The 25268-nt window shown below is 69.1% G+C and carries 28 protein-coding genes; 7 read left to right on the forward strand and 21 right to left on the reverse strand.

Translation table 11 applies throughout. From position 1 onward, the window contains the following. The first annotated feature begins 38 nt into the window (after window positions 1-38). On the forward strand, window positions 39-1346 hold the full coding sequence (locus tag ABZY89_RS17445; protein WP_355229183.1) for a hypothetical protein: 1308 nt from the start codon (window positions 39-41) through the stop codon (window positions 1344-1346). Between the two features lie 162 nt (window positions 1347-1508). Further along, window positions 1509-2381, forward strand: coding sequence for an RIO1 family regulatory kinase/ATPase (locus tag ABZY89_RS17450; protein ID WP_355229185.1), 873 nt, complete (start codon window positions 1509-1511; stop codon window positions 2379-2381). Between the two features lie 60 nt (window positions 2382-2441). On the opposite strand, the gene ABZY89_RS17455 is transcribed toward ABZY89_RS17450, so the two are convergent. Together ABZY89_RS17455 and ABZY89_RS17460 are read right to left on the reverse strand one after the other, a co-directional pair. Continuing rightward, window positions 2442-3032: a hypothetical protein gene (locus tag ABZY89_RS17455; RefSeq protein WP_355229187.1), complete on the reverse strand. Its 591-nt coding sequence runs from the start codon at window positions 3030-3032 to the stop codon at window positions 2442-2444. Beyond that, window positions 3033-3626 (reverse strand): TetR/AcrR family transcriptional regulator, encoded by a 594-nt coding sequence (locus ABZY89_RS17460; protein WP_355229189.1) that lies wholly within the window; start codon window positions 3624-3626, stop codon window positions 3033-3035. A gap of 71 nt (window positions 3627-3697) precedes the next feature. Here ABZY89_RS17460 and ABZY89_RS17465 point away from each other — a divergent pair, with 71 nt between their 5' ends. Beyond that, window positions 3698-4576, forward strand: a complete 879-nt coding sequence (locus tag ABZY89_RS17465; RefSeq protein WP_355229190.1) for an oxidoreductase — start codon at window positions 3698-3700, stop codon at window positions 4574-4576. An 18-nt stretch (window positions 4577-4594) separates the two neighbouring features. Beyond that, window positions 4595-5707: a Rossmann fold nucleotide-binding protein gene (locus tag ABZY89_RS17470; RefSeq protein WP_355229192.1), complete on the forward strand. Its 1113-nt coding sequence runs from the start codon at window positions 4595-4597 to the stop codon at window positions 5705-5707. Here ABZY89_RS17470 and ABZY89_RS17475 read toward each other — a convergent pair. Next, window positions 5682-6842, reverse strand: a complete 1161-nt coding sequence (locus ABZY89_RS17475; RefSeq protein WP_355229194.1) for a glycosyltransferase family 1 protein — start codon at window positions 6840-6842, stop codon at window positions 5682-5684. The genes ABZY89_RS17470 and ABZY89_RS17475 overlap by 26 nt on opposite strands. Before the next feature lie 187 nt (window positions 6843-7029). Here ABZY89_RS17475 and ABZY89_RS17480 point away from each other — a divergent pair, with 187 nt between their 5' ends. Further along, window positions 7030-7464 (forward strand): hypothetical protein, encoded by a 435-nt coding sequence (locus tag ABZY89_RS17480; protein ID WP_355229196.1) that lies wholly within the window; start codon window positions 7030-7032, stop codon window positions 7462-7464. A gap of 21 nt (window positions 7465-7485) precedes the next feature. On the opposite strand, the gene rlmN is transcribed toward ABZY89_RS17480, so the two are convergent. From rlmN to rpsB, 8 genes are all read right to left on the reverse strand, one after another. Further along, on the reverse strand, window positions 7486-8610 hold the full coding sequence (gene rlmN, locus ABZY89_RS17485; RefSeq protein ID WP_355229282.1) for a 23S rRNA (adenine(2503)-C(2))-methyltransferase RlmN: 1125 nt from the start codon (window positions 8608-8610) through the stop codon (window positions 7486-7488). 121 nt (window positions 8611-8731) lie between these two features. Further along, window positions 8732-9130, reverse strand: a complete 399-nt coding sequence (locus tag ABZY89_RS17490) for a hypothetical protein (protein ID WP_355229198.1) — start codon at window positions 9128-9130, stop codon at window positions 8732-8734. A gap of 79 nt (window positions 9131-9209) precedes the next feature. Beyond that, window positions 9210-9713 carry a histidine phosphatase family protein gene (locus ABZY89_RS17495; RefSeq protein WP_355229200.1) on the reverse strand — a complete coding sequence of 168 codons (504 nt, stop codon included), beginning with the start codon at window positions 9711-9713 and terminating at the stop codon, window positions 9210-9212. A 14-nt stretch (window positions 9714-9727) separates the two neighbouring features. Beyond that, complete coding sequence (locus ABZY89_RS17500; RefSeq protein ID WP_355229202.1) at window positions 9728-10636, reverse strand: phosphatidate cytidylyltransferase; 909 nt, start codon at window positions 10634-10636, stop codon at window positions 9728-9730. A 146-nt stretch (window positions 10637-10782) separates the two neighbouring features. Beyond that, complete coding sequence (frr, locus tag ABZY89_RS17505) at window positions 10783-11337, reverse strand: ribosome recycling factor (protein ID WP_355229283.1); 555 nt, start codon at window positions 11335-11337, stop codon at window positions 10783-10785. Between the two features lie 62 nt (window positions 11338-11399). Further along, on the reverse strand, window positions 11400-12113 hold the full coding sequence (gene pyrH, locus ABZY89_RS17510) for a UMP kinase (RefSeq protein WP_355018075.1): 714 nt from the start codon (window positions 12111-12113) through the stop codon (window positions 11400-11402). A gap of 168 nt (window positions 12114-12281) precedes the next feature. Next, window positions 12282-13091 carry a translation elongation factor Ts gene (gene tsf, locus ABZY89_RS17515; protein ID WP_355229204.1) on the reverse strand — a complete coding sequence of 270 codons (810 nt, stop codon included), beginning with the start codon at window positions 13089-13091 and terminating at the stop codon, window positions 12282-12284. Between the two features lie 48 nt (window positions 13092-13139). Beyond that, window positions 13140-14054 (reverse strand): 30S ribosomal protein S2, encoded by a 915-nt coding sequence (rpsB, locus tag ABZY89_RS17520; RefSeq protein WP_355229205.1) that lies wholly within the window; start codon window positions 14052-14054, stop codon window positions 13140-13142. 422 nt (window positions 14055-14476) lie between these two features. On the opposite strand from rpsB, the gene ABZY89_RS17525 reads away from it, so the two are divergent. After that, window positions 14477-15100 carry a peptidoglycan DD-metalloendopeptidase family protein gene (locus ABZY89_RS17525; RefSeq protein ID WP_355229207.1) on the forward strand — a complete coding sequence of 208 codons (624 nt, stop codon included), beginning with the start codon at window positions 14477-14479 and terminating at the stop codon, window positions 15098-15100. On the opposite strand, the gene ABZY89_RS17530 is transcribed toward ABZY89_RS17525, so the two are convergent. The 9 genes from ABZY89_RS17530 to rplS form a co-directional block, all read right to left on the reverse strand. Beyond that, complete coding sequence (locus tag ABZY89_RS17530) at window positions 15019-15624, reverse strand: hypothetical protein (protein WP_355229209.1); 606 nt, start codon at window positions 15622-15624, stop codon at window positions 15019-15021. The genes ABZY89_RS17525 and ABZY89_RS17530 overlap by 82 nt on opposite strands. A gap of 209 nt (window positions 15625-15833) precedes the next feature. Then, window positions 15834-16796 (reverse strand): tyrosine recombinase XerC, encoded by a 963-nt coding sequence (locus ABZY89_RS17535; protein ID WP_355229211.1) that lies wholly within the window; start codon window positions 16794-16796, stop codon window positions 15834-15836. Between the two features lie 29 nt (window positions 16797-16825). Beyond that, a complete protein-coding gene (gene dprA, locus ABZY89_RS17540) occupies window positions 16826-17998 on the reverse strand; it encodes a DNA-processing protein DprA (protein WP_355229213.1) in 1173 nt (390 codons plus the stop codon). Next, window positions 17995-19578 carry a YifB family Mg chelatase-like AAA ATPase gene (locus tag ABZY89_RS17545; RefSeq protein WP_355229215.1) on the reverse strand — a complete coding sequence of 528 codons (1584 nt, stop codon included), beginning with the start codon at window positions 19576-19578 and terminating at the stop codon, window positions 17995-17997. Before ABZY89_RS17545 ends, dprA begins: the two co-directional genes overlap by 4 nt. Then, on the reverse strand, window positions 19578-19943 hold the full coding sequence (locus ABZY89_RS17550; RefSeq protein ID WP_160024477.1) for a YraN family protein: 366 nt from the start codon (window positions 19941-19943) through the stop codon (window positions 19578-19580). Before ABZY89_RS17550 ends, ABZY89_RS17545 begins: the two co-directional genes overlap by 1 nt. A gap of 139 nt (window positions 19944-20082) precedes the next feature. Further along, complete coding sequence (locus ABZY89_RS17555; RefSeq protein WP_045550889.1) at window positions 20083-20391, reverse strand: DUF2469 domain-containing protein; 309 nt, start codon at window positions 20389-20391, stop codon at window positions 20083-20085. Window positions 20392-20394: 3 nt separating this feature from the next. Further along, window positions 20395-21087 carry a ribonuclease HII gene (locus tag ABZY89_RS17560; RefSeq protein ID WP_355229217.1) on the reverse strand — a complete coding sequence of 231 codons (693 nt, stop codon included), beginning with the start codon at window positions 21085-21087 and terminating at the stop codon, window positions 20395-20397. Then, the gene (gene lepB / locus ABZY89_RS17565) at window positions 21084-21986 is read right to left on the reverse strand and encodes a signal peptidase I (RefSeq protein WP_355229218.1); all 903 of its coding nucleotides are present in this window, start codon (window positions 21984-21986) and stop codon (window positions 21084-21086) included. Before lepB ends, ABZY89_RS17560 begins: the two co-directional genes overlap by 4 nt. A gap of 137 nt (window positions 21987-22123) precedes the next feature. Then, the gene (rplS, locus tag ABZY89_RS17570) at window positions 22124-22474 is read right to left on the reverse strand and encodes a 50S ribosomal protein L19 (RefSeq protein ID WP_355229220.1); all 351 of its coding nucleotides are present in this window, start codon (window positions 22472-22474) and stop codon (window positions 22124-22126) included. 249 nt (window positions 22475-22723) lie between these two features. On the opposite strand from rplS, the gene ABZY89_RS17575 reads away from it, so the two are divergent. Next, window positions 22724-23935, forward strand: a complete 1212-nt coding sequence (locus ABZY89_RS17575; RefSeq protein ID WP_355229222.1) for a Fic family protein — start codon at window positions 22724-22726, stop codon at window positions 23933-23935. Between the two features lie 59 nt (window positions 23936-23994). On the opposite strand, the gene ABZY89_RS17580 is transcribed toward ABZY89_RS17575, so the two are convergent. Next, window positions 23995-25251 carry an ammonium transporter gene (locus ABZY89_RS17580; RefSeq protein ID WP_355229224.1) on the reverse strand — a complete coding sequence of 419 codons (1257 nt, stop codon included), beginning with the start codon at window positions 25249-25251 and terminating at the stop codon, window positions 23995-23997. Window positions 25252-25268 lie beyond the last annotated feature (17 nt).

Below are 25268 nucleotides of genomic sequence, written 5' to 3' on the forward strand. Positions count from 1 at the left end.
TACGCTGCCGCTTCATACACAGAATCTCGGGGGAGGTCATGGCCGTGTCGTCCGGCGCCACGAAGGCGCTCATCTCGGGGGCGGTCGCCATCGCCGTCTGTGCGCTGGTCGTCGGGATCGCGCACTGGCGAGCCCACGACCTGGTCGCCGGTGACGTCGTGTGGCACGCCGAAGTCGGCTCCAGCGTCGATGAGACCGTCGTCGTGCGTGACCGGATCTACACCTACCAAGACGATGTGCTCACGATTCGTGACCTGGCGAGCGGGAAGATGATCGCCGAGGACCGTCTGGACGGGACCTGGGCTCGCGTCGGAGACAGCGGTGACGTGGCCGTCCTCGGCATCGCCCGGATCGCGATGTATGACCGGGACGGCAACCAGGCGTGGGCCAAGGAGCTGGATGACCTCCACATGCCGATCGCCATCACCCCCGACGGCCAACTCGACGCCATCCGGTGTTCCGAGAGCGACAAATGCGTCCTGGTCCACTTCGACTCCTCGGGCACGGTGACGTCTCGCACCCCTCGACGGGCGCTGGATCTCGGCTCCCCGGCGGTCATCGGCACCAGCACCTTCGACGACGGCCAGCTCGTTCAACGGGTCCCGACGGTCCCGGTCGACATCGACTCCAAGACCCACTCGGCCTACCAGGTGCGGGACGGCAAGCGCTGGGGCTCACCGGTCGGCGTCATGGACGAGCACACCGTGGCCCAGGTCGGCGACCTTCTCGTCGGCGTCTCCCGCAAGGACGGCACCTGCACCTTCGCCGCCGTCCGGTCCGGGGTGCCGGAATGGACGACCACCACGACCTGCCCGGACCTTGGCTTTCCCGAGGTCGACGTGTTCGCCGACCGGATCTACCTCACCAACTTCGCCGACGGCGCCTACGACGTCGTCACCTCGGATCTCGAAGGTCGACGGGCGACCGCCTTTCGCGTCGACACGGGGACGACCACCGATTCCGACCGGCAGCTGTTGGAGCCGACCCCGGATGCGGTCGTGCTCACCCAGACCGACCGGATCTCCGCCTATTCGATGACGGGGAAGCGCCTGTGGACCGAGACCCTGAGCCGTAACTCGCGTGATGCCCTCGACAAGTCGGAGAGGCTCTATCCCGGCATCGTGGTCAGCGGCCCAGTCGTCGACCGCTTCGAGAGCGGCCCTAGCGGGTTGGCCGGCCTCGCCATCGGACGGAAGGTGCCGGGATACACGCATACCTTCATCTCCTCCAGAACCGGCGAGGAGACGTCCCAGCTCGCGGCTCCGTACGGCTCCGTCCCCTACGGCCTCGACGACAGCCGAGTCCTGGTCCTCGGCAGCGACGACATGTGGCTCGTCTCGCCGTAGGTCACGAAATAACCTGTTGCGTACGCCGGTCGCGGTCCTCCACCATGGAGCGCGACCGGTGTCCTCGTCCACGAGGCGCCCCTGATCGAGAGGAGCAGACCATGACTGTCGTTGTCCTGTGCCTGCCCACAGACCACATCTCTCGTATCAGGAGCACCCGAAGTGACTCAGGAGAACATCTCCGCTGATCCTCTCCAGAGGATCGACCCGACTTTCGTCTTCGACTTCCAGGCGTACGACGACCTGGACGACGGACAACGCTGGTCCACCTGGCTCTCCGTGGAGCCGCTCTCCCGTGGACCGGAGCCACGCCCGGACTGGGTGGTGACCTCTCAGGGCGCCATCGACACCGAGCTCGGCATCCTCAAGACCGGCAAGGAGGCCGACGCCTTCCTGGTCGTACGGGCCGACCCGCTCTTCCCGGAGCAGGAGGCGCTGATGGTCGCCAAGCGCTACCGCGACGCCGACCATCGCACCTTCCACCGGGCCGCGAGCTACACCGAGGGCCGTTCGGTCAAGCGCTCTCGTGACGAGCGCGCGCTGAAGAAGGGCTCGACCTTCGGCCGCGAGGTCGCCAAGGCCGAGTGGGCCAACGCCGAGTGGAACGCGCTCGTACGCTGCTGGAACCTCGGCCTCCCGGTCCCCTATCCGGTGCAGATCGACGGGACCGAGATCCTGATGGAGTGGATTGCGGTCGACGACGGCAACGGCGAGCTCGAGACGGCGCCGCGGCTCGCCCAGACCCGGCCGGAGCACCACGTCCTGGAGATGTGGTGGGACGGGCTCGTCGAAGCGCTGGCCACAATGGTGCAGGCCGGCCTGGTCCACGGTGACCTCTCGCCGTACAACATCCTGGCCCAGCAGGACCGGCTCGTGATCATCGACCTTCCTCAGATCATCGACCTGGTCGGCAACCCGCTGGGTTTCGACTTCCTGCTCCGCGACATCACCAATGTCGCGAAGTGGTTCCAGGCCCGGGGCCTGGAGGTCGACGAGCAGGAGGTCTACGCCGACCTGATGGCGCACGCCTTCTGAGCCCGCCGCGTGCTGCCAGGAGTACGCAATGCCGCACTCCTGGCAGCACAGCGCGACGGTTCAGCCGCTGAAGGAGCAGACCTTGGGGGCTCCTTTGAAGAAGAGGTGCCCCAGGATCGAGTTGCCGAGAAGCTGCGTACGCATCGTGACGCCCGAGGGATGCTCCAGATCGGCGGAGTCGAAGTCGCGGTTGGCACTGGAGACCATGCCGTTCAGATTCTCCCGCTTGCTGATCCGCCATCCGTGGTCGGCGAGGTAGTCGAGGATCTCGACATATCCGGCAGCTCCCACCTCGCTCACCTCATCGAAGGCAACCTCCTCGGTCGCCTCCCACACGAACCAGGCACCAACCTGGACCAGATGGTGGTCCGACTCGTCGACGCGGCACTCGTCCACCACGGCATCCTCCGGCCAGCGGAGCCCCTCAGGCGTCGGGATGGAGTTGATCTGCTCGAGGTGGGGTTCGAGCTTGTCACGCCAGACCTCGAGCGCCTTCTGGTCCGTGACGACCGCGCGCTCCGCTTGTCTGCTCTCATCCACGCTCGCCCGGATGACAAGCCCGGCGAGCAGCAGGAGGGTGCAGAGGATCGCGATGCCGATCCCCACTTCCACGAGCACGCCGCGCACCGCCACCGCGCGAAGAAGACGCATCTAGCGAGCCAGGCCGCGCATCAGGGTCGCGACCACGTCCTCGAGCATCCGCTGCGACTGCTCGGGCGTCACGAAACCGGAGCCGACGAAGGTGGCCAGGCCCTGGATCGCGGCCAGGACGGTGACCCCGATGACCTCGGGGTCACCGTCGACGACCTCACCACGGGCCTGGCCGTCGGTGAGCAGGGCGGTGGGGTGGGCGAAGGCGGCGGCGACGGCCTCGGCGATCTCGGCGCCGGAGGTCTCGCTGTGCTTGCGCGCGAACATCACCGAGAGCAGCGCCGGGTTGTCGGTGGCGAACTCCAGGTAGGCCGAGGCGAAGGTCACCAGGTCGTCGGTCAGCGAGCCGTGGGTGGCCAACGCGGCGTCCATCACCTCGCCCAGCCGCCGGAATCCGGCGACCGCGAGCGCGTCGAAGAGCGCGTTCTTGTCGCGGAAGTGGGCGCTCGGCGCAGCATGGCTCACGCCCAGATCGCGGGCGATGCCGCGCAGCGAGAGCGCGTCGGTGCCCGACTCGCGCAGCACCTCCTCCGCACGGCGGAGCACCGCGGCGCGCAGGTCGCCGTGGTGGTAGCGGGTCATCGTCTCGGTCATCAGGCACACCTTATCGAGATTTGACCGATATTGGCATTGTCAAGATTCTTGGCACCGCCTAGATTGGGGTCATGACCGAACAGAAGTGGACTTCCGAACGGCTGCCGTCCTTCGAGGGCCGCACCGTCATCGTCACCGGTGCGACCAGCGGCCTGGGCCGCGTCGTCGCCACCCAACTGGGCGCGAAGGGCGCCCGCGTCGTCCTGGCCGTACGCAACGTCGCCGCCGGCGAGGAGGTGGCCGCAGGGATCGGCGGCAGCGCCGAGGTGCGGGCGCTCGACCTGGCCGACCTCGGCTCGGTGCGGCACTTCGCCGACGAGTGGGAGGGCGAGATCGACGTACTCATCAACAACGCCGGGATCATGATGGTGCCCAAGCGCCTCACGACCGACGGCTACGAGAGCCAGTTCGCCACCAACCACCTGGGGCACTTCGCGCTCACCAACCTGCTGCTCCCCCACATCACCGACCGCGTGGTGACGGTCGCCTCCTCGGCCCACCGCTGGGGCGGGTTCGACCTCGACGACCTCAACTGGGAGCGGCGCGACTACCGGACCGAGCGGGCCTACGGGCAGTCGAAGATCTCCAACCTCCTCTTCACCCTCGAGCTCCAGCGGCGCCTGGAGGGCACCGGGCTCCGCGCGTACGCCGCCCATCCGGGCTACGCCGCGACCAACCTGCAGAGCCACACCGGCAACCCGGTCAAGCACGCCCTCATGGCGCTCGGCAACCGGGTCGTCGCGCAGTCCGCGGAGGCGGGTGCCCTCCCGACCCTGTACGCGGCCAGCCAGGACCTTCCGTCGGGAAGCTACGTCGGGCCGGACGGGCTCGGCGAGTACCGCGGCAGCCCGACGCTCGTCGGCCGTACCGCGGTCGCCTCCGACCCCGAGCTCGCCCGCAAGCTGTGGACCGAGTCCGAGAGCCTGACCGGAGTCTCCTGGCCACTGTGAGTCGGTAGGTTTCTCGGTATGAAGCATCACCGCGGACGGCATGTCGACATCGAGTCGGTGGAGGAGCTCGACGGGCATCTGGCGGCGGGGGCGGGGAGCCTGAAGGGGTGGCGGCTGCGGTCGCTGGACCTGAGCTCGCGTTCCTCGACCCTGCGGGAGACCGAGCTGGCCGGGGCGACGTTCCTCGGGTGCACCTTCGCACCCGGGGACGGCGACTACGCCGAGGACGAGGGCGCGCTGGTGATGCCGGTGATCCCGGAGGCACCGGTCGACGTCTACCGCTCCCGGCTCTACACCGCCGAGGAGCTCTACGACGACCCGGTCTATGCGCGGAGCCTGGATGCGAGGGCGTACGCCTGGCTGCAGCAGCCGCTCGACGCCGACGACGAGCTCGCGATCACCCTCCACGACCACGCGATCGACGCCGCGCTCGAGGCATGGGTGCGCGCGCGACGCGACGAGGGGACGCGGATCGTCGGGATGATGGGCGGGCACGCGCTGCGGCGCGGCGAGGAGGGCTACGCGACCGCCGCACGTCTCGCCCAGCACATGGCGAGCCGTCATGTCGTCGCCACCGGCGGCGGCCCGGGAGCCATGGAGGCCGCCAACCTGGGCGCCTTCCTCGCCGGGGCGCCGAAGACGGCGCTCGACGACGCGCTCGCGGCGCTGGCCACGGTGCCGTCGTTCCGGCCCTCGATCCGGTCATGGGCGCAAGTGGCTCTGGACGTACGGAACCAGTTCGACGGCAAGCCCGGAAGGTCGCTGGGGATCCCGACGTGGCACTACGGGCACGAGCCGCCCAACGTGTTCGCCGGGGCGATCGCGAAGTACTTCCGCAACGCCACCCGCGAGGCGGTGCTGCTGGAGGTCTGCGACGGCGGGATCGTCTTCCTCCCCGGTGCCGGCGGCACCGTGCAGGAGGTCTTCCAGGACGCCTGCGAGAACTACTACGCCGACGCGAGCGCGGTCGCGCCGATGGTGCTGGTCGGGCGCAGCTACTGGACCGAGGAGCTGCCGGTCTGGCCGCTCCTGCAGGCCCTCGCCCGTGGCCGCGCGATGGAGGACCACGTCCACCTCGTCGACACCGACGAGGAGGTCCTCGACGTCATCGCAGCCGGCGCGCCCGGATGACGTCGCGGTAGTGGTCGACCAGGGCGGCATTCACCGCGCCCCAGGACTTGTGCGCGACGCTCTTGCGGGCCTCGCGCCCCATCCGCAGCCGCAGCTGCGGGTCGTTGTGGAGCAGCGCGACGTGAGAGGCGAGGTCGTCACGGCTGCCGGGCTCGTAGAAGAACCCGGTGACGCCGTCGGCGACCAGGTCCAGCGGCCCGCCCGAGCGCGGCGCGACGACCGGGACCCCGGAGGCGAGCGCCTCCTGAACCGCCTGGCAGAACGTCTCGTGAGAGCCGGTGTGCGCGAACACGTCGAGAGAGGCGTACGCAGCCCCGAGCTCCTCCCCCTGCAGCACGCCCATGAAGGTCGCGTTCGGGAGCAGGTGCCGCAGCTCGCGCTCCTGCGGGCCACCACCGACGAGCACGACCTTGTACGCCGGGTTGTGCGCGAGCGGAGCCAGCAGGTGCAGTTCCTTCTCCTGGGCGAGACGGCCGACGTACCCGACGATGGTCTCCCCGTTGGGCGCGAGCTGGGCGCGCAGGTCGTGGTCGATGCGGCTCGGGTGGAACAGCTCGACGTCGACGCCTCGCGGCCACAGCCCGGTGCGCTGTACGCCGAGGCCCTCGAGCTGGGTGAGCGCCGACGAGCTCGGTGCCAGGGTGCGGTCGGCAGCCGAGTGCGCCTGGCGGGTGAGCATCGCGGCGGCCTGCGGGCCGCCGACTGCCTTGTACTTGTCCCAGAAGCCGACCAGGTCGGTCTGGTAGATCGCCACGCTCGGGATGCCGAGCTCCTTGGCCACCAGCACCGCCTGCCGCCCGAGCAGTGCGGGCGAGGCGACGTGGATGACGTCTGGGCTGAACCGGCGCATCACCGCACGCAGCTTGCGCCGCGTCTCCAGGCCGACGCGGAAGTCCTTGTAGACCCAGAACGTCGCACCCCGGGTCCGGGTCACCGGGAAACCGGCGTACTCGGTGGGCCCGGTGGGTGCCACGACCTCGACGGTGTGGCCGTCGACCGCAAGATGCTCCAGCACGCGGCGTACAGAGTTGGTCACGCCGTTGACCTGGGGCAGGAACGACTCCGTGACGATGAGGACACGGAGCGGCTCTGAGTTGGCGGCGACCAGCGGGACCCGATCGAGGCTGATGCTCATGTTCCTGATCGTGAGCGCCGTCCGGCAACGTGACCCCCGACTTGGTTGACGGGTCGGTGAACCTCCCGTGGCCAGAACTCCGTGCTGGGCGACAGGTAGTCCGGGCGGTGTCATCAGCGGAAACGTCGCGTGACTCTCAGAAATCTGGGGCTTGCCGCCCGCCCGCTCACTTTGCCACGATCGCGGCATGACCACCGATGAGGAGCACATCCGGCCCGAAGGCGTCGACGACCTCACCGTCGAGGCGCTCGGCTCCATCAGCGAGGCGCTCGAAGCGATCGAGATCGCCCGCGGTCATCTGTACGCGATGCATCGCATCACCGGCACGGCCGACCTCACCCTCGGCAAGGGCGTCCAGCAGCTGCGCGAGGCCGGCCACACCGAGCTGGCGGACACGTTCGAGCGCGAGCTCGTAGGACGCAACGTGCTCGACGGCAGGTGGACGTTCCAGATCGTCGAGGAGTTCGACGACGGCTACTACGCCGCTTTCAAACGGCTGGAGCAGGAGGCTCGCGACACTCTCGTCGAGGGCAAGCGGCACCTGTACGAGTCGGAGATGAAGGAAGCCCGCCGCACCCAAGGCCGACACGGCCACGAGCGCCGGCCCGAGCCAGGGGCTTGAGCCGGCCGACCGCGTGTCGCGCTAGGAGACCGACTGAGCGGCGAGCTGGCCGCAGGCGCCGTCGATCTCGCGACCGCGGGTGTCGCGGACGGTGGTGGAGATGCCCTTGGCCTCGAGGCGGCGTACGAACTCGCGCTCGTCCTCCGGGTCGCTCGCGGTCCACTTGGAGCCCGGGGTCGGGTTGAGCGGGATCAGGTTGACGTGGACCCAGCCCCAGTCACCGTAGGAGTTGAGGACGTCGGCGAGCATGTCGGCGCGCCAACCCTGGTCGTTGATGCCGCGCATCATCGCGTACTCGATGGAGACCCGGCGCTTCGTCACGCGCGCGTAGTTCCAGGCGGCATCGACGGTCTCGGCGACCGAGAAGCGGGTGTTGATCGGGACGAGCTCGTTGCGCAGCTCGTCGTCGGGTGCGTGCAGCGAGAGGGCGAGGGTGACCGGGATGCCCTCCTCGGTGAGCTGCTTGATCCGGGGTACGAGGCCGACGGTGGAGACCGTCACGTGGCGCGCCGAGAGCCCCAGGCCCTCGGGTGCCGGCGAGGTGAGGCGGCGGACCGCGCCCATCAGCGCCTTGTAGTTGGCCATCGGCTCCCCCATCCCCATGAAGACCACGTTGGAGAGGCGACCGGGGCCGCCGGGGATCTCGCCGCTGGCCATCTGCCGGGCCGCGACGACGACCTGGTGGACGATCTCGGCGGTCGACATGTTGCGCTCGAGGCCGCCCTGGCCGGTCGCACAGAAGGGGCAGGCCATGCCGCAGCCGGCCTGGGAGGAGATGCAGACCGTGGCGCGATCGGTGTAGCGCATCAGCACCGACTCGACGAGCGCGCCGTCGAAGAGCTTCCACAGCGTCTTACGAGTGGTGCCCTTGTCGGCCTCCTGCTGACTGATCGGCGTCATCAGGTCGGGCAAGAAGGTGTCGACCAGCTCCTGGCGCTGGCCGGCAGGGAGGTCGGTCATCTTCTCGGGGTCGTCGACCAGCCGCTCGAAGTAGTGCACCGACAGCTGTTTGGCCCGGAACCCCGGAAGCCCGGCTTCCTTCGCTGCGTCCTGACGGCCGGCCAGGTCGAGGTCGGCCAGGTGGCGCGGCGGCTTGCCGCGGCCCTTGGGCGGCGCCATCACCAGGGGCAGGCGGCGCCCCTCCATCGCGGCAGCCTCGGCCTCAGGGCTGTGCGGGGCCGGTACGTTCGCAGGGCGGGACTCGGTCACTGCTTCATTGTCCCACCGGGGTGCGGCGTACGGCTAAACCTGGATCCGGCCCGCCCGGTCAGCCCGTCTTCAGCAGGATCCAGAAGACCAGCGAGCCGACACCGACCACCACCAGCACGGTGAGGATGATCCCCAGCCAGACGAACTCGGCCAGGCGGCGGGTCTTCCGCGGGATGAGCAGGGCCAGAGGCACCAGCAGGGTCAACGCCACCCACGGGAACAGTTCCTCGGCCCGCTCCTGCCCGACGACCCACGTCAGCAGCGCGCCCCAGGTGCCGGGCACGAGGATCGCGTACGCCAGGCCGATGTAGAAGCCGACCAGGGCCGCAACGGTCGGGTGCGAGTCGTGCAGCCATGCCGACAGGCCACTGGACCCCGAGGACTCCTCCTCCGGGCCGTGATCTGCCTCGACGTCTGGATCGGAGTCCACGTCGAGGTCCGCGGGACGCTGGGTCACTCTTCAACCGTAGCGCCGAACGACGACTTCCTTTGGTAAAGAATCGCTGCCCCGACGAACTCTGGGTGATTGCGGCCGATCAGGCGTCGACGGTGATCAGGTCCGGGAGGCCGAGGTCTCGCCACCGGGCGAGATCCGGTGGCGTGCCGGTCAGCTCGCTCACCAGGACGGTCCAGGCCGTGCCGTGGCCGATGAGCACGGCGTCTTCGCCCGCGTGGGCCGACAGGATCCCGGCGACCGCCTTCGTCACGCGGGCGCGGCACTCCTCGAGCGGCTCCCAGCCGTCGTACGCAGGCACCGTCGGCTCCGCGAACGCCCGCTCGACCGTGGCGTGGAAGTCCTCGACCCAGGCCTCGCCGCGGCGGTGCTCACGGAGAGCGTCGACCACGCCGACGTCGCCGTCGGTGAGAAGCTGGGCGGTCTGCTGTGCCTTGGGCTCGGGCGAGGAGTACCACGCGGCGCCGGCCGGGAGCCGGTCACGCAGCGCCCAGACGTCGTCGAACCCGGCCGGGTCGAGCTCCCAGTGCTCCGCGGCGACGCCGCGCACCTGGAGGGGTCGTCCGTGGCGTACGAGGAAGAGCATCGGACCGGGTCGGCTCAGAAGACGGCGTAGTGGAGGATCAGCCAGACCGGGGCGACGGTCGCCAGGAGCGAGTCGAGGCGGTCCATGAGGCCGCCGTGGCCGGGGATGATCTGGCTCATGTCCTTGATGCCGAGGTCGCGCTTGATGACCGACTCGACCAGGTCGCCGAGGACGGCCATCACGCAGGCGACCACGCCGAGCGCGACACCGACCCACCAGGCGCCGTCGAGCAGCCATACGACCAGGCCGACGCCTGTGGCGACGGTGAAGACCACCGAGCCGGCGAAGCCCTCCCACGACTTCTTCGGGGAGATCACCGGCGCCATCGGGTGCTTGCCGAAGAGGACCCCGGCCACATAACCGCCGATATCGGACATGATCGTGAGCAGGACCCAGACGATGATGCCGCGTACGCCGTCGTCGGAAAGGCCGCCCGAGGTCCAGCCGCCGCCCTCGCGGAGCATGAGCGCGACGAACGACCCCAGGAACGGCAGGTAGAACAGGGTGAGCACGGAGGCTGCCGAGGTGCGTACGTAGCCGTCGACCCCACGCCGCAGCACCCACAGCATGATCACCAGAGCGGTCACCGCGGTGGCCGTCACCAGCGCGTCGGAGCCCAGGAAGTAGGCGACCAGGACCATCACCGTGCCGCCGATCATCAGCGGCTGCTCGGGGACGTCCATGTCCTTGGCCATCAGGCCCCGGTGGAGCTCCCAGACCGCGGCCACGACACAGCCGACGACGATCAGCATGAACGCCGTCTTCACGAACATCAGGCTCAGCGCGATCGCGACCAGGAGGACGACGGCAGAGCCGATCGCCGCGGGCAGGTTGCGGCCGGCGCGGCCGTAGTCCTTCTTCGGCGGCTCGGAAGCTGGCGAAGAAGGAGACGGCGGCGTCTGGGTCACTTGTGGTTCAGCCATTCATCCGTAGTGGGTTTGCCGGCAGTGGAACTGCACCGGGAAGCGGACTGGATCTCGACACGCGGTCACGCCTTCGCAAGCTCAGGCGTGCGCTCGCTCGATCTTTTCGCGTTGTGACCCCGCTCGTTCCTCGCGGGGTCACAGGCTCAAACCTCGAGCAGCTCGGCTTCCTTGGACTTGAGCAGCTCGTCGATCGCGTCGGTGTGCTTCTTGGTGAGGCCGTCGAGGCGCTTCTCGGCACCGGTGACGTCGTCCTTGCTGGCCTCGCCGTCCTTCTCGAGCTTCTCCAGGTTCTGCTTGGCCTTCTGGCGCACCTGGCGCACCGAGACGCGACCCTGCTCGGCCTTCTCCTTGGCGAGCTTGATGTATTCCTTGCGGCGCTCCTCGGTGAGCTCGGGGAAGACCGCGCGCAGGATCTTGCCGTCGTTGGACGGGTTGACGCCGAGGTCGGAGTCGCGGATCGCCTTCTCGACGTTGGCCATCGCGCCGATGTCGAAGGGGGCGATGTTGATGATCCGGGGCTCGGGGCTGGTGAACGAGGCGAGCTGCTGGATCGGCGTCGGAGTGCCGTAGTAGTCGACCAGGATCTTGCTGAACATCTGCGGAGTGGCGCGGCCAGCACGGATGGTGGAGAAGTCCTCACGCGTGGAGTCCACCGACTTCACCATCTTGCTGTCGGCCTCGTTGAGGATGTCGTTGATCACCGGATGCTCCTGTGCGCTCGTAAGTGTTGTGTTGTGGGTGGCGTGTGGGCTCGTGCCGCTCAGCCAGCGGTGACGAGCGTACCGATCTTCTCACCCTGGACGATCCGGTAGACCGCCCCCTCGTCCTCCGCGCCGTAGACCACGATGGGCATCTTGTTCTCCATGCAGAGGGCGAACGCGGTGGCGTCGGCGATCTTGAGCTGCTTCTGCAGCGCCTCGCCGAAAGTGATCTCATCGTACTTCGTCGCCGTCGGGTCCTTCTTCGGGTCGGCGGTGTAGATCCCGTCGACGCCGTTCTTGGCCATCAGGACGACCTCGGCGTGGACCTCGAGGGCGCGCTGGGCGGCGACGGTGTCGGTGGAGAAGTAGGGCATGCCGGAGCCGGCGCCGAAGATCACGACGCGGCCCTTCTCGAGGTGACGCATGGCCTTGCGCGGGATGTAGGGCTCGGCGACCTGGCCCATCGTGATCGCGGTCTGCACGCGGGTGTCGACACCCTCCTTCTCGAGGAAGTCCTGCAGCGCGAGGCAGTTCATGACGGTGCCGAGCATGCCCATGTAGTCGGCGCGGGACCGGTCCATGCCGGCCTGCTGGAGCTCGGAGCCGCGGAAGAAGTTGCCACCGCCGACGACGATCGCGATCTGCACGCCGGAGGCGGCGACGGCGGAGATCTCCTTGGCGATCGAGGCGACCACGATGGGGTCGACACCGACCTCGCCACCGCCGAAGTTCTCTCCGGACAGCTTGATCAGGATGCGCTGGTAGCGGGTCATGCCGTGGCCTTTCCTGGGGCGACGTCTTGCGGGGTGGTGCATGTGGGGATGGCGTACGAAAGGGCCGGTCCGATGATCACCATTCGGTTCATCGGACCGGCCCCTTTCGTCGTACGTTGTTGCTCAACCTAACTGATCACGCGCTGTTCGCGCGGAATCAGGCTCGGTTCAGGCGCCGACGTCGAAGCGGGCGAACTGCTTCACCTGCGTGTTGGCGGCGTCGAGGACCTGCTTGACGGACTTCTTCGACTCGAAGACCGACTCCTGGTCGAGCAGGACGATCTCCTTGAAGAACGCCTTGATCCGACCCTCGACGATCTTGGCGACGGCAGCCTCGGGCTTGCCCTCCTCGAGCGTCTTCTTGGTGAGGACGTCCTTCTCGGCGTCGACCACGTCGGCCGGCACCTCGTCGGAGGTGAGGTACTGCGCCTTGAGCGCGGCAGCCTGCTGAGCGGCCTGCTTCGCGGCCGCCTCGTCACCCTCGTAGGCGACCAGGACGCCGAGGCTCGGCGGCAGGTCGGAGGCCTTCTTGTGCAGGTAGACCGTGGTCTCACCCTCGAAGTAGGCGACCTGGCCGAGCTCGATCTTCTCGCCGATGGTGCGGGCGAGCTCCTCGACGGTCTCACCGACGGTCTTGTCGCCGAGCGAGATGGCCTTGAGGGCCTCGAGGTCGTTGACCTTGTTGGCGTCGGCGGCCTCGGCGATCTGCTGGGCAGCAGCGACGAAGCTCTCGTTCTTGGCGACGAAGTCGGTCTCCGAGAGGAGGCTGACCAGAGCGTTGCCGGACGCGGCGACGAGGCCGGCCGAGGTGGTGCGCTCCGCGGCGCGGGCGGCGGCCTTGGCCGTGCCCTTGACGCGAAGGATCTCGACAGCCTTGTCGAAGTTGCCGTCAGCCTCGTCGAGCGCCTTCTTGCAGTCCATCATGCCGGCCTGGGTCAGCTCACGGAGCTTCTTGACGTCGGCAGCGGTGTAAGCCATGCGTGTCTTCCTCTGACTTGTTAAGTGGCTTTGGGTGGACGATGAGGCTCAGGCCTCGGCCGGGGCCTCGGGGGTCTCGGCGGGGGTCTCCTCGGCCGGAGCCTCGGTGGTCTCAGCAGCCTCAGCGGCGGGGGTCTCCTCAGCCGGGGTCTCCTCGGCGGGGGTCTCCTCGGCCTTGGCCTCCTCGGCAGCCGGGGTCGCCAGGAGCTCGCGCTCCCACTCGGCCAGCGGCTCCTCGGCGGTGGCGCCCTCGGTGCCCTCGGTCTTGCCACCGGAGCGGGCGATGAGGCCCTCGGCGACGGCGTCGGCGACCACGCGGGTCAGCAGGCCGACCGCGCGGATGGCGTCGTCGTTGCCCGGGATCGGGAAGTCGACCTCGTCGGGGTCGCAGTTGGTGTCCAGGATGCCGACGATCGGGATCCTGAGCTTGCGAGCCTCCTCGACAGCGAGGTGCTCCTTCTTGGTGTCGACGATCCAGACGGCGGACGGGGTGCGACCCATCTCGCGGATGCCGCCCAGGGTCTTCTCGAGCTTGTCGCGCTCCCGCTTCATCTGCAGGAGCTCCTTCTTCGTGCGGCCCGAGCCGGCGACGTCGTCGAAGTTGACCTCGTCGAGCTCCTTGAGGCGGTTGATCCGCTGGTGCACGGTCTGGAAGTTGGTGAGCATGCCGCCCAGCCAGCGCTGGTTGACGTAGGGCATCCCGACGCGCGTCGCCTGCTCGGCGATGGCCTCCTGGGCCTGCTTCTTGGTGCCCACGAACATGATCGTGCCGCCCTTGGCCACGGTCTCCTTGATGAAGGCGTAGCTGCGGTCGATGTAGGCCAGCGACTGCTGAAGGTCGATGATGTAGATGCCGTTGCGGTCCGTGAGGATGAACCGCTTCATCTTCGGGTTCCAGCGACGGGTCTGGTGTCCGAAGTGGACGCCGCTCTCGAGGAGCTGGCGCATGGTCACGACTGCCATGATGTTTTTTCTCCTAGGTGGTGGCCCGCGCGTGCACCGCTGGTGGCTCGACCTTGCGTTTCTCGAGGTCGGGCGGGTGTTGGCGCGAGCCGGTCGGTTTTCAGTTTCGCGCCCATCAGTGCTGATGGGCCCTGACGCCTGCACGCGGTCCGACCTGAGCGTTCTGCTCGGGACTGAGGGCCGCGCCCGCGGGCGACCGGCGTCTCGGAGCGAGGCACCGTCGCGGTCTGCTGGCGTGCGAAGTCAGCCCACAGGGGGCTGCCGGTCCAAGACTAGCCGCCGACCCGGGTCTCGGGCCAATCCTCCATGACCGGCTCCGGCGCGGGCCGATCAGTCTCCACAGGGGTGTCTCGGGATGGGGTTATCCACAGGACGTACGCCGCTCGTTGTGCGGGTCCTCGATCCGGGGTTGTCTGCTCGTCATGTCCTCGTACCGCCTCTCCGACCGGGCCCGTGCCCTCGTCGCGGCCCTTTTCCTCGTCGTCCTCATCGCCCCGGCAAGCCCAGCTCTCGGAACGCCACGTGCCGAGGTGGCGCCGTCCGGCGCCTCGCTGGGTGGGGCAGTGGGTCACGACGAGGGTCCGAGCCCGGTCGGAGAAGCCGACGAGGTCCCGCAGGGCGAATGGCCGCTTGCGCCCCAGCCGGCGGTCGTGCGCCGCTTCGACCCGCCAGATGCTCCGTGGGGTGCGGGTCATCGCGGCGTGGACCTGGCCGGGTCGCCGGGCGCGGTCGTTCGCGCCGCGATGGCCGGGACGGTCGCCTTCGTCGGAGTGATCGCCGGCAAGGCGGTGGTGAGCGTCGACCACGGGGCCACGCGAACCACCTACGAGCCGGTCGTAGCCACCGTGACCGTCGGCGATCCGGTCGCGGCCGGAGCGCCGTTGGGCCGGCTCGGGATCGCCGGCTCCCACTGCTTCCCGGCCGCCTGCCTGCACTGGGGCTGGATCCGCAATGCGGACGATGTCTACCTCGACCCGCTGCTGCTCGTCGACGCACCGCGGCCGGTCCGGCTCCTCCCCCTCTGGCGCGGTGACCCGGTCCGGTAGTCCGACCTGCCGAACCGCGTGCGTCCCCAGGGCTTGTAGACGGACAGCACGACCGCGATCGTCAACGCGGTCAACGACACCGCCGGCGGGAACCGCAGATCGCTCACGTCTCCGACCAGCTCACCGGTCGCGGCCAAGATCTCGCCGATGGTCCGCACCTCGGCCATCCCCGGCATCAGGACCAAGAGGATCAGAGCCACCAGCACAACATTGACCACCAGCTTCACCGCGACCCACCAGAACCGCACCAGCCCCCACTTGGTTCCCCAGCCGAGCACCAGTCCGGTCGCCAGCACGATGAGCCCCGCGGCGAGCATCGGGCCCGCGAGATAGGTGCCGATCACCTGCAGCGCTAAACCACGGTCGGCGGCGTCGCCTGTCCCTGTGCCGACGGCAGCCATGATGCCGACCATCACGTCGATACCGAGCCATGCTCCCACCCCGAGGAGGTGGAGCACGAGCACTGCCTTGCGTACGCCGGGTCGCAGTCGCACCGGCTTGCTGGTCGTCGAATTCCTGGTCATGCCGTCAGACTGGCTCGGCGAATCGGGCACCGCGTCCGCGCGGCGGCGTTGGCTGCGTACGTGATCTGGCGTACGCCCCGCCGAATCAGCAGTTGTGGCGGGCCGAAACCGTAGTTGTGGGCGACGAAGCTCGACTTTCGTCGCCCACAACTCACTTCTCGGCCCGCCACAACTACACACTCGGCCGACGCGGGTGACGTCTCGGCGGGTCAGGCGCGGGGGTGGGCCTGACGGTAGGCCTTGCGGAGCCGGTCGCTGCTGACGTGGGTGTATATCTGGGTGGTGGCCAGGCTGGCGTGACCGAGAAGCTCTTGGACCGAGCGCAGATCGGCGCCACCCTCGAGGAGGTGGGTGGCGGTGCTGTGGCGCAGGCCGTGGGGGCCGAGGTCGGGGGCACCGGGGACGTCGGCGAGACGGCGGTGGACGAGGGTGCGTACGGCACGCTGGTCGAGCCGGCCGCCACGGGCCCCGAGAAACAGGGCCGGCCCGGAGGACTCGGTGACCAGCTGAGGGCGGCCACGGACGACCCAACGGTCGAGCGCCCGCACCGCGGGGCCGCCGAAGGGCACCATCCGCTCCTTGCGCCCCTTGCCGAGCACCCGGATGACGCGGCGTTCGTAGTCGACATCATCCAGGTCGAGGCCGACGAGCTCACCGACGCGGGCGCCGGTCGCGTAGAGCATCTCCAGCACGGCGATGTCGCGCATCCCGACCGGCGTGCCGTCCTCGGCCGCTGTGATGGCGGCGGCGATGAGGGACTCGACCTCGTCGGGGCGCAGTACGGGCGGAAGCGTCCGGTGGGCCTTGGGCGAGCCGAGCGCGGCACCGGCGTCGACCTGCGCTAGACCGGTCCGGACCAGCCATCCGCAGAAGACTCGGGCCGCGGTGGCCCTCCGGGCCAGGGTCGTACGTGAGTGACCGGTCGTCTGCTGCTTGGCCAGCCAGCTGCGCAGCGTGCGCAGGTCGATCGCCTCGGGCTCGGTGCGGCCCATGCGGCCGGCGTGGTCGAGCAGGCTGCGGATGTCGCCCAGGTAGGCCCGGACCGTGTGGTCGGAGAGCCCGCGTTCGGCACTGAGGTGTCGCTCGTAGTCCCCGAGCAGCGCGGCGTAGACCTCGGGGAGCTCAGCATCCGCGGACCCGCCTTCCGGGTCTCCCTCGGGTTCAGCGCTCACCCGAGCCAGGATAGGTGTTTGCTCGGACCTCAGGTGCGAGCCGCGCCCGGGGCCAGCTGCCACCCGTCGGGGAACCGCTCGGCGAGACCGAGCGCCTCGAGTCGCGACAGCGCGGTGCCGGCCGTCTTCGGGTGCAGGCATGCCGACCTCGCGATGGCGAGCTGTGACGAGGGGCTGCTCACCGGGACCGCGTCGAGGACCTGCTTCTCGACGGAGGTGAGCGAGTCGCGGCGGCGTACGGGGCCACGGGGCTCCTCGGGGACCGCCTCCCCCATGTCACCGACGAGCTCGCGTACGTCGAGACCGTCGGTCACCAGGACGCCTTTGCCGCTGCGTACGAGCTCGTGGGTGCCGACCGAGGTCATCGCGCCCACCTGACCGGGCACCGCCATCACGGGTGTGTTGATGCTGTAGGCCCAGTGGGAGGTGTTGAGGGAGCCGCTGCGCGCTGCCGCCTCGACGACCACGGTGCCCCGGGCGAGGGCGGCGATGATCCGGTTGCGAGAGAGGAATCGATAGCGCGTCACGGGGAAACCGGGTGCGATCTCCGAGATCACCGCTCCGCTCTCGGCGATCGCGTCGATCAGGCGCCGGTTGCGCAGCGGGTAAGGGACGTCGACGCCACCCGCGAGTACGGCGACGGTGCTCCCCGGCGGGCCGGTGAGGGCGCCCCGGTGTGCGGCCGCATCGATGCCTACCGCTGCCCCGGAGACCGTCACGAAGTCGTTGACCGCGAGGTCCGCCGCGATCCGCGCCGCGGCGTCGGCGCCGTAGGCCGTCGCATCCCGGGACCCGACGATGGCGACCGACCGGTCGAGGTCGCTGAGCAGGAGCGGTCCCCGCACCCACAGGCCGAGTGGAGTGCCGGTGCGGTATTGAAGATGCTCCTGACCGGCGAGCCGCTCAACCTGGGTGGGCCACTCCTCGTCGCCGGGGATGACGTAGCGGAACCCGGCGTTGGCCGCCCGCTCCAGGTCGCGGTCGGGGTGGATCTGGGCCAGCCGCAGCCTTGCTTCGAAGCCGTCGTCGCCGAGGTCGGGATCCTCCTCAGCGAAGCGCCGGTAGACCTCGGTCGCAGTCGATCCCACCATGCAGGTGTCGAGCAGCGGGGTGCCGGGCTCGATCAGCTGGGTCAGCGCGATCCGGGCCAGGCGCTCGCGCTCGAGGTCGGTGAAGGTCGGTGCGACGGGCGCCGCGGTCATGCCGACCTCCCCTCGAATGCCGAGACCGTGAGCGACCCACCGTTGCGCAGCGCGAGCGCCGTCTCGGTCTCGGTGACCCCCGGCCAGTCGACCCCGGCGAGGTCGGCCACCGTCCACGCGAGGCGGTGCACCCGCACCGCGCCGCGACGGGTCAGGGCACCGGAGAAGATGCGTGAGTCGATGAGCGCCTCGGCCGAGGGCGGCAGCGGCCAGTTGTCGCGCAGCGCGATCCCGCTGGCCTGGCCGTTGAGCCGCCACCCGAAGTCGGCGTAGCGCTCACGTTGGCGGCGCCTGGCCGCCGTGACCCGTTCGCGGATGTCGGCGCTGGTCTCCGATCCCCACGGGTCGTGGTTCTGCTCCGACATCGGCCGCAGCGTGCGGATGATGTCGATGCGGTCGGTGATCGGTCCGGAGACCTTCCGCTCGTAGGACTGGCGCTCGTTGGACCTACAGATGCAGCCGTCCTTGGTGATCGAGGCGTCGAAGTTGCCGCACGGACATGGGTTGGCGGCGAGCACGACGAGGGCGCGCGCCGGGAGCGTCACCGACTCCTCTCCCCGCGAAACCGTGATGTCGCCGCTTTCCAGCGGCTCGCGCAGGCACTCGATCACGTCGCTCTTGAACAACGGGAACTCGTCGAGGAAGAGCACGCCGGCGTGGGACAGCGAGACCTGGCCCGGGCGGACCCGGCCGGTGCCACCGCCGACGATGCCGGGTTTGGAGGCGTCGTGGTGGGGAGCCGCGAACGGCGGCCGAGTCAGGAGCCCTCGGTCGACGTCGAGCACCCCGGCCAGCGACTGCACCGCCATCACCTCCAGCGACTCCTCGCGGGAGAGATCGGGCAGGATCGTCGGGATCCGCTCGGCGATCGAGGTCTTGCCGCAGCCCTTCGGTCCCTTGAGCAGCAGGTGGTGTCCACCGGCTGCCGCGACCTCGACCGCGTAGCGGGTCTCGGGCATGCCGCGAAGGTCAGACATGTCCATGTCGTCGAGCCTGCGGTCACCTCGCCAGCCAAGCAGGCTGCCGCCCGTGCCGGTCGCGACCGGCGGCGCGTCGGGCACCGGCTCGCCGCGCAGCTCGGCGACCACCTGGCCCAGCGACCGGAACCCGAGGATCTCCATCCCTGGCACCATCCGCGCCTCGGCCACCTGCGGCTCCGGCACCACCACCCGAGCGATCCCGGCGTGGGAGGCGGCGAGCACCATCGGGAGCACACCGGAGGTCGGCCGGAGCCCACCGTCGAGCGCCAGCTCCCCGATGAAGACCGTGCGTTCCAGCCCGATCGTCTCGAGCTCGCCACTGGCCGCGAGGATCGCCAACGCCATCGCGAGGTCGTAGTGTGAGCCGCCCTTCGGCAGGTCGGCCGGCGAGAGCAGCACCGTGATCCGCTTGGTCGCGGGCCACTCGAGGTCTGAGTTGATGATCGCCATCCGGACCCGGTCGCGCCCCTCGGCCAGCACGCTGTCGGCACGGCCGACCAGCGTCACCCCGACCAGTCCGGGCGAGACGTCGGCCTGCACGTCGACCAGATGGCCGACCGCGCCACGAAGGGCGACGCCATGGGCTCGCGCGTATCCCATCACAGGCCCCTGACGTGCTCGACCAGCGCCGAGCCACGGGGCGCATGCATCACCGCGACGAGATCGATTCGGATCCCCGGAGCGCGCACGTCGTGCTGCTCCAGCCAGGCGATCGCCAACCGCTTCAGCCGGTCGAGCTTGGTCTTGTCGACCGCCTCGTGCGGCGTGCCGCACCCGTCATGGCTCCGGGTCTTCACCTCGCAGACGACGAGGGTGTCGCCCTCGCGCAGGACCAGGTCGATCTCCCCGTCAGCACATCTCCAGTTGCGGTCGAGCACGGTCATGCCCGCCTCGACCAGATGCCTCTCGGCGACCGATTCGCCGTAGTTTCCGAGCGCGATCCGCGCCGGCGCCGTTGAACTCATCATGGACCTCCTGCCCTTCGGCTTCGAGGTCCAGACTCATCGCGAGCACCGACAATCCGGGCTGGTTCCGGGGCGCCTGGGGATAACCCCGGATCGAGATCGCCCTGTGGACAGCAACTGGCCCGAGATCAGCCCGCCGTCAGTCCAGCGGCTGGTCGATGTCGGTCGGGTTGAGCGTCTCGACGTTGACGTCCTTGAAGGTGAGTACCTTGACCGCCTTCGCGAACCGCGCCGGCCGATACATGTCCCACACCCAGACGTCGTTCATCGACACCTCGAAGTAGACGTCCCCCGAGTCCGTACGCGCTCGCACGTCGACCTGGTTGCACAGATAGAAGCGGCGGTCGGTCTCGACGACGTACTTGAAGATTCCGACCACATCGCGATACTCGCGGTAGAGGGTCAGCTCCATCTCGGTCTCGTACTTCTCGAGATCCTCCGCGCTCATGTTCTAAGACTCTAGAGCCAACAAAGGCGAAGAGCCGGGAAGACTCCACGAACGGCGGTGATATGCCGACGGTCCCAGGCGCTCCAGCGCGGCGATGTGGGCGGGCGCGGAATAGCCCTTGTTGTCGGCCCACGCGTAGTCGGGATATTCGTCGTGGAGCGCGACCATCAGCGCGTCGCGTGAGGTCTTCGCCAGGATCGAGGCGGAGGCGACGGCGGCACACTTCATGTCGGCCTTGATCATCGTGGTCACCGGCGGCACCTCGACCTCCTCCACCATCTCGGAGACCTCACCGAAGAGCCCCTCCTGCACCGGCGGGGTCAGATAGTTGTGGTTGCCGTCGAGCAGCAGCGCGTCGGGACGTACGTCCAGGGCACTCAACGCTCGCTGACCGGCCAGCCGCATCGCGGCCATGATCCCGACCTCGTCGATCTCGGAGGCCAAGGCGTGCCCGACGGCGGAGTCGACGGCCCAGCGGCGCACCTTCGGCGCGAGCATCTCGCGAGCCTCGGGAGTGAGCAGCTTGGAGTCGCGTACGCCCTGGGGTGCTGTGCGGGTCGCCTCGGTGATCACCACGATCCCGATCGAGACCGGCCCGCAGAGCGCGCCGCGCCCCACCTCGTCGACCGCACCGAGATGCGTGACGCCGTCGCGCAGCATGGACCGCTCGACTCGCAGGGTAGGCGCACTGCTCACTGTGACGGCACGTCCTCGAAGCTCTCGGGGCGGTGGATCCACTTCGCCCGGTCCAGCGGCCAGCCCAGCGCGACGACCTTGCCGACCACGTTGTCCTCCGGCACCCAGGGCACCAGCGCGCAGTCGGTCTCGTTGGCCGTGCACATGTGCACGGTCGAGTCGGCCGAGTTGGCCCGGTTGTCGCCCATCACGAACAGCGAACCCTCGGGCACCGGACCGGCCTCCCAGTGGCGGTTGCCGGGCATCGGCCCGAAGCACTCGCCCTCCTTGTTGGGGCGGCCGCACTTGGTCTCGGAGGGCCGAGCGTACGGCTCGTCGATCGGGACGCCGTTGACGATCAGCCGACCCTGCTTGTCGCAGCACTCGATGACGTCACCGGGGACCCCGATGACACGCTTCACCAGGTGGCCACCCTCGGGATAGAGACCGATGACCGCGAGCGCCTTGCCGAAGAGATTGCTGGGGCCGGCCGAGTCATCGACACCGAGCCAGGAGCCCGGGTCGGAGAAGACCACGACATCGCCGCGCTGCGGCGTGCCGGCGAGCCAGTAGGACGGCTTCTCCACCAGCACCCGGTCGTCGGTCGCCACCGACGGGCCGCCCTGCAGGCCGGGCTCCATGGACTCCGAGGGGATGTAGAAGGCCTGCACGAAGAGAGCCTTCACGACGATCGCGACCAGCACGGCCAGCACGACCAGGACGATGCCCTCCTGCCAGGCCGAGAGGCGTGGCTTGTGCTCCTCCTCGCGGCGCGGGCCGTTGGCCGGGCCCGGCCGCTCAGAGGCCCAGCGTGGGGCCTGAGGCGAAGACGAGAACGACCGCGATCCCCCCATATCGGGCCCGTCCCAGCGGGCCTGGGGCCCGACGCCGACGGAAGGATCGCGGTCGTTCGAAGTCACGCGGTGAGTCTAGAGACTCCCTCCACAACGAGCCTCATCGACTCGCAATGCTCAGGAAACCCTCAGACCTCCGGCTCACGCCTCGGTCTGGGGCAGATCGGGCGTCGCTTCGCTCCGCCGATCAAGCCCCAGCCGGCTCACGCCTCGCGGCGCTCCTTGATCTTCGCCTTCTTGCCGCGCAGGTTGCGCAGGTAGTAGAGCTTCGCGCGACGGACGTCACCGCGGGTGACGACCTCGATCTGCTCGAAGATCGGGGAGTGCAGCGGGAAGGTGCGCTCGACACCCACGCCGAAGGAGACCTTGCGGACGGTGAAGGTGCGGCCGATGCCGGACCCGTGGACGCGGATCACGACGCCCTGGAAGACCTGGACGCGGGACCGGTTGCCCTCGACGACCTTGACGTGCACCTTGACGGTGTCACCGGCGCGGAACTGCGGCAGGTCGTCGCGCTTGGCGACGTTGCCGACCTCAGCAAGTACGTTGCTCATCATTTCTCCTCACGCTCGCCACAGGCCGATCGCGGTCATCCATGCCCTGGTCGGGGCGATCTTTGGCGGTGATCCAGCCACGCTGGCCGGCGGCGTACGGTTCCCCCTGTGGCAGGAGCCCGTCGCGACACCTCCGGGTGTCATCTTCGGAGCGTGCTTCGGCCGACTGGACCGGCCCACAAGTCTGCCACAGCGCCGTGGACCGCCGAGAATCGAGACGTACGTCGCGCCCCCTGCGAGGATTCCCCCGTGACCGACACCGACTGGCCACCGCACACCTACGTGACGCGCCCCTACAAGCAGCGGATCCCGCGCGGTCCGCGCGTGGACCGGCTGCTCCGTGAGGTCACGGTGGCGCTGCCGCCGCACATCGCCGACCTCGACCTCGCGCTGGAGCGGCCGGTGGCGGCGATGACGACCGCCAGTGCGGGCGCGCTCCGCCATCTCGACCTGGTCCACGGCCGGACGATGGACGGGCTCAACCACCTGCAGCTGCGCACCGAGGCGATCGACTCCTCCAAGATCGAGCACGTCGAGGCCAGCCTGGCCGACTACGGTCGGGCCCTGCTCGGCATCGGCGCCAACTCCTCGGCGACCTCGATGGCATCCGCGACCCAGGCGATGCAGCGGCTGATCAGCGAGGCCGACACGACCCGCAAGATCACCTCCGACGCGATCCTGCGCGCACACCGGGACCTGTTCGGACGCCATCCCGACGAGGCGGCCAACGCCGGCAGGTTCCGCGTCGTGCAGAACTGGGTCGGCGGCTCCGACTACGCACCCCGCGACACCCTCCACGTACCACCGCCACCGGAGACGGTCATCGACTACATCGAGGACCTGGTCGCCTTCGCCAACCGCGACGACCTCTCCCCCATCGCCCAGGCCGCGATCGTGCACGCGCAGTTCGAGTCGATCCACCCCTTCATCGACGGCAACGGCCGTATCGGGCGGGCCCTCATCCACGCCGTGCTCCGACGACGCCGCGCCTCGCGCCACCTGGCCGTCCCGATCGCCTCCGCGCTCGTCGCGCACCGCGACCGCTACTTCGCCGCCCTCAACGACTACCGGGCAGGCACCGCGTCCACGATCATCGCCATGCTCGCCGCCTCGACGACCATCGCGACCACGGAGTCGTGGAAGACGGCCGAGACGCTGGAGAGCATCCGGCGCAGCTGGGGCGAGGCGGCCGGTGACCCACGGCCCGGGTCGGCTGCGTACCGTCTTCTCGACCTGCTCACCGAGGAGCCCATCCTCAACGCCGAGCTGGTCACCAAGAGCCTCGGGATCGAGGACCCCACCGAGACGATCGACGGCCTGGAGCAGGCCGGCATCCTCAACCGCACCAAGCGCACCCGCCGCTCCCCCGTCTGGGTGGCGCCGGCGGTGCTGGCCGAGGTCGAGGACCTCAGCACCCGCATCCAGCACCAGGCCCGGCAGCTTCCCTACGGACCGCGCTGAGATACGCCGCGAGGCCCGCCCCGGCGAACCGGGACGGGCCTCGCGGTCGAAGCGATGACTCAGCCGAGCTCGGAGTAGCCCGGCTCGTGGAGAACGGTGTCGATACCAGCGACCTCGTCCTCCTCCTTGGCGCGGAAGCCGATGGTCTTCTCGATCGCGAAGCCGATGATGAAGGCCACCACGAACGAGAAGGCGATCACGGTGATCGAGGAGAGGAACTGTGCTCCGAGCAGCTTGAAGCTGCCACCGAAGACGAGGCTGCCACCGGTGAGCGACTCCATGCCGAAGATGCCGACCCACAGGCAGCCGATGAAACCGGCGACGAGGTGGATGCCGACGACGTCGAGCGTGTCGTCGAAGCCGAGCTTGAACTTGAGCTCGACGGCCAGGGCGCAGATGGCACCGGCGACGAGGCCGAGGACGAGGGCCCAGACCGGGCTCACGAACGCACAGGCGGGCGTGATGGCGACCAGGCCGGTGACGATGCCGGACGCGGCGCCGACGGCCGTGGGCTTGCCGTCCTTGAACTGCTCGACGACGATCCAGCCGATCAGGGCAGCGGCCGGGGCGATGATCGTGTTGATGAAGATCAGCGAGGTCTGACCCTCGTCGGCACCGAAGACACCGGTGTTGAAGCCGAACCAGCCGAACCACAGGATCGCAGCACCGATCAGCACGAGCGGTACGTTGTGAGCGACCGTCTCCTCCTTGGAGAAGCCGACCTTGCGTCGACCGAGCACGAGCGCCAGGGCGAGCGCCGCGGCGCCGGCCGACTGGTGGATCACGGTGCCGCCGGCCCAGTCGAGGGCACCGCCCAGGCCGTAGACGTTGTTGGCGAGCCAGCCGTAGAAGTTGCCCTCGCCGTCCACGCCCCAGATCCAGCGGAAGGTCGGGAACACCACGAAGGTGGCGAAGAAGACCGCGAAGATCATCCACGGCCAGAAGCGCGCACGGTCGGCGACCGCCCCCGAGACCAGGGCGACGGTGATGATGCAGAAGGCGACCAGGAACGCGTGCCCGCCGAACAGGTTGCCCGCGTCACCACTGCCCGCGGAGGTCACGAGGTCGGTCATACCGAAGTCCTCGAAGGGGTTACCGAACAGCTTGCTGCCACCGCTGGTGCCGTTGCCAGCGATGCCGGTGCCACCGTAGAGGACATAGAGGATCGTGACGACGGCGATCGAGCCGAAGCTCAGCATCATCATCGAGACGACGGACTTGGCCTTCACCAGACCGCCGTAGAAGAAGGCGAGGCCGGGGGTCATGAACATGACCAGGGCCGCGCACAGGAGTTGCCATGCAAGTTCGACAGACATTCAGTGCCTCATTGATT

Source organism: Nocardioides sp. NPDC006303, from assembly GCF_040613175.1.
GTDB lineage: Bacteria > Actinomycetota > Actinomycetes > Propionibacteriales > Nocardioidaceae > Nocardioides.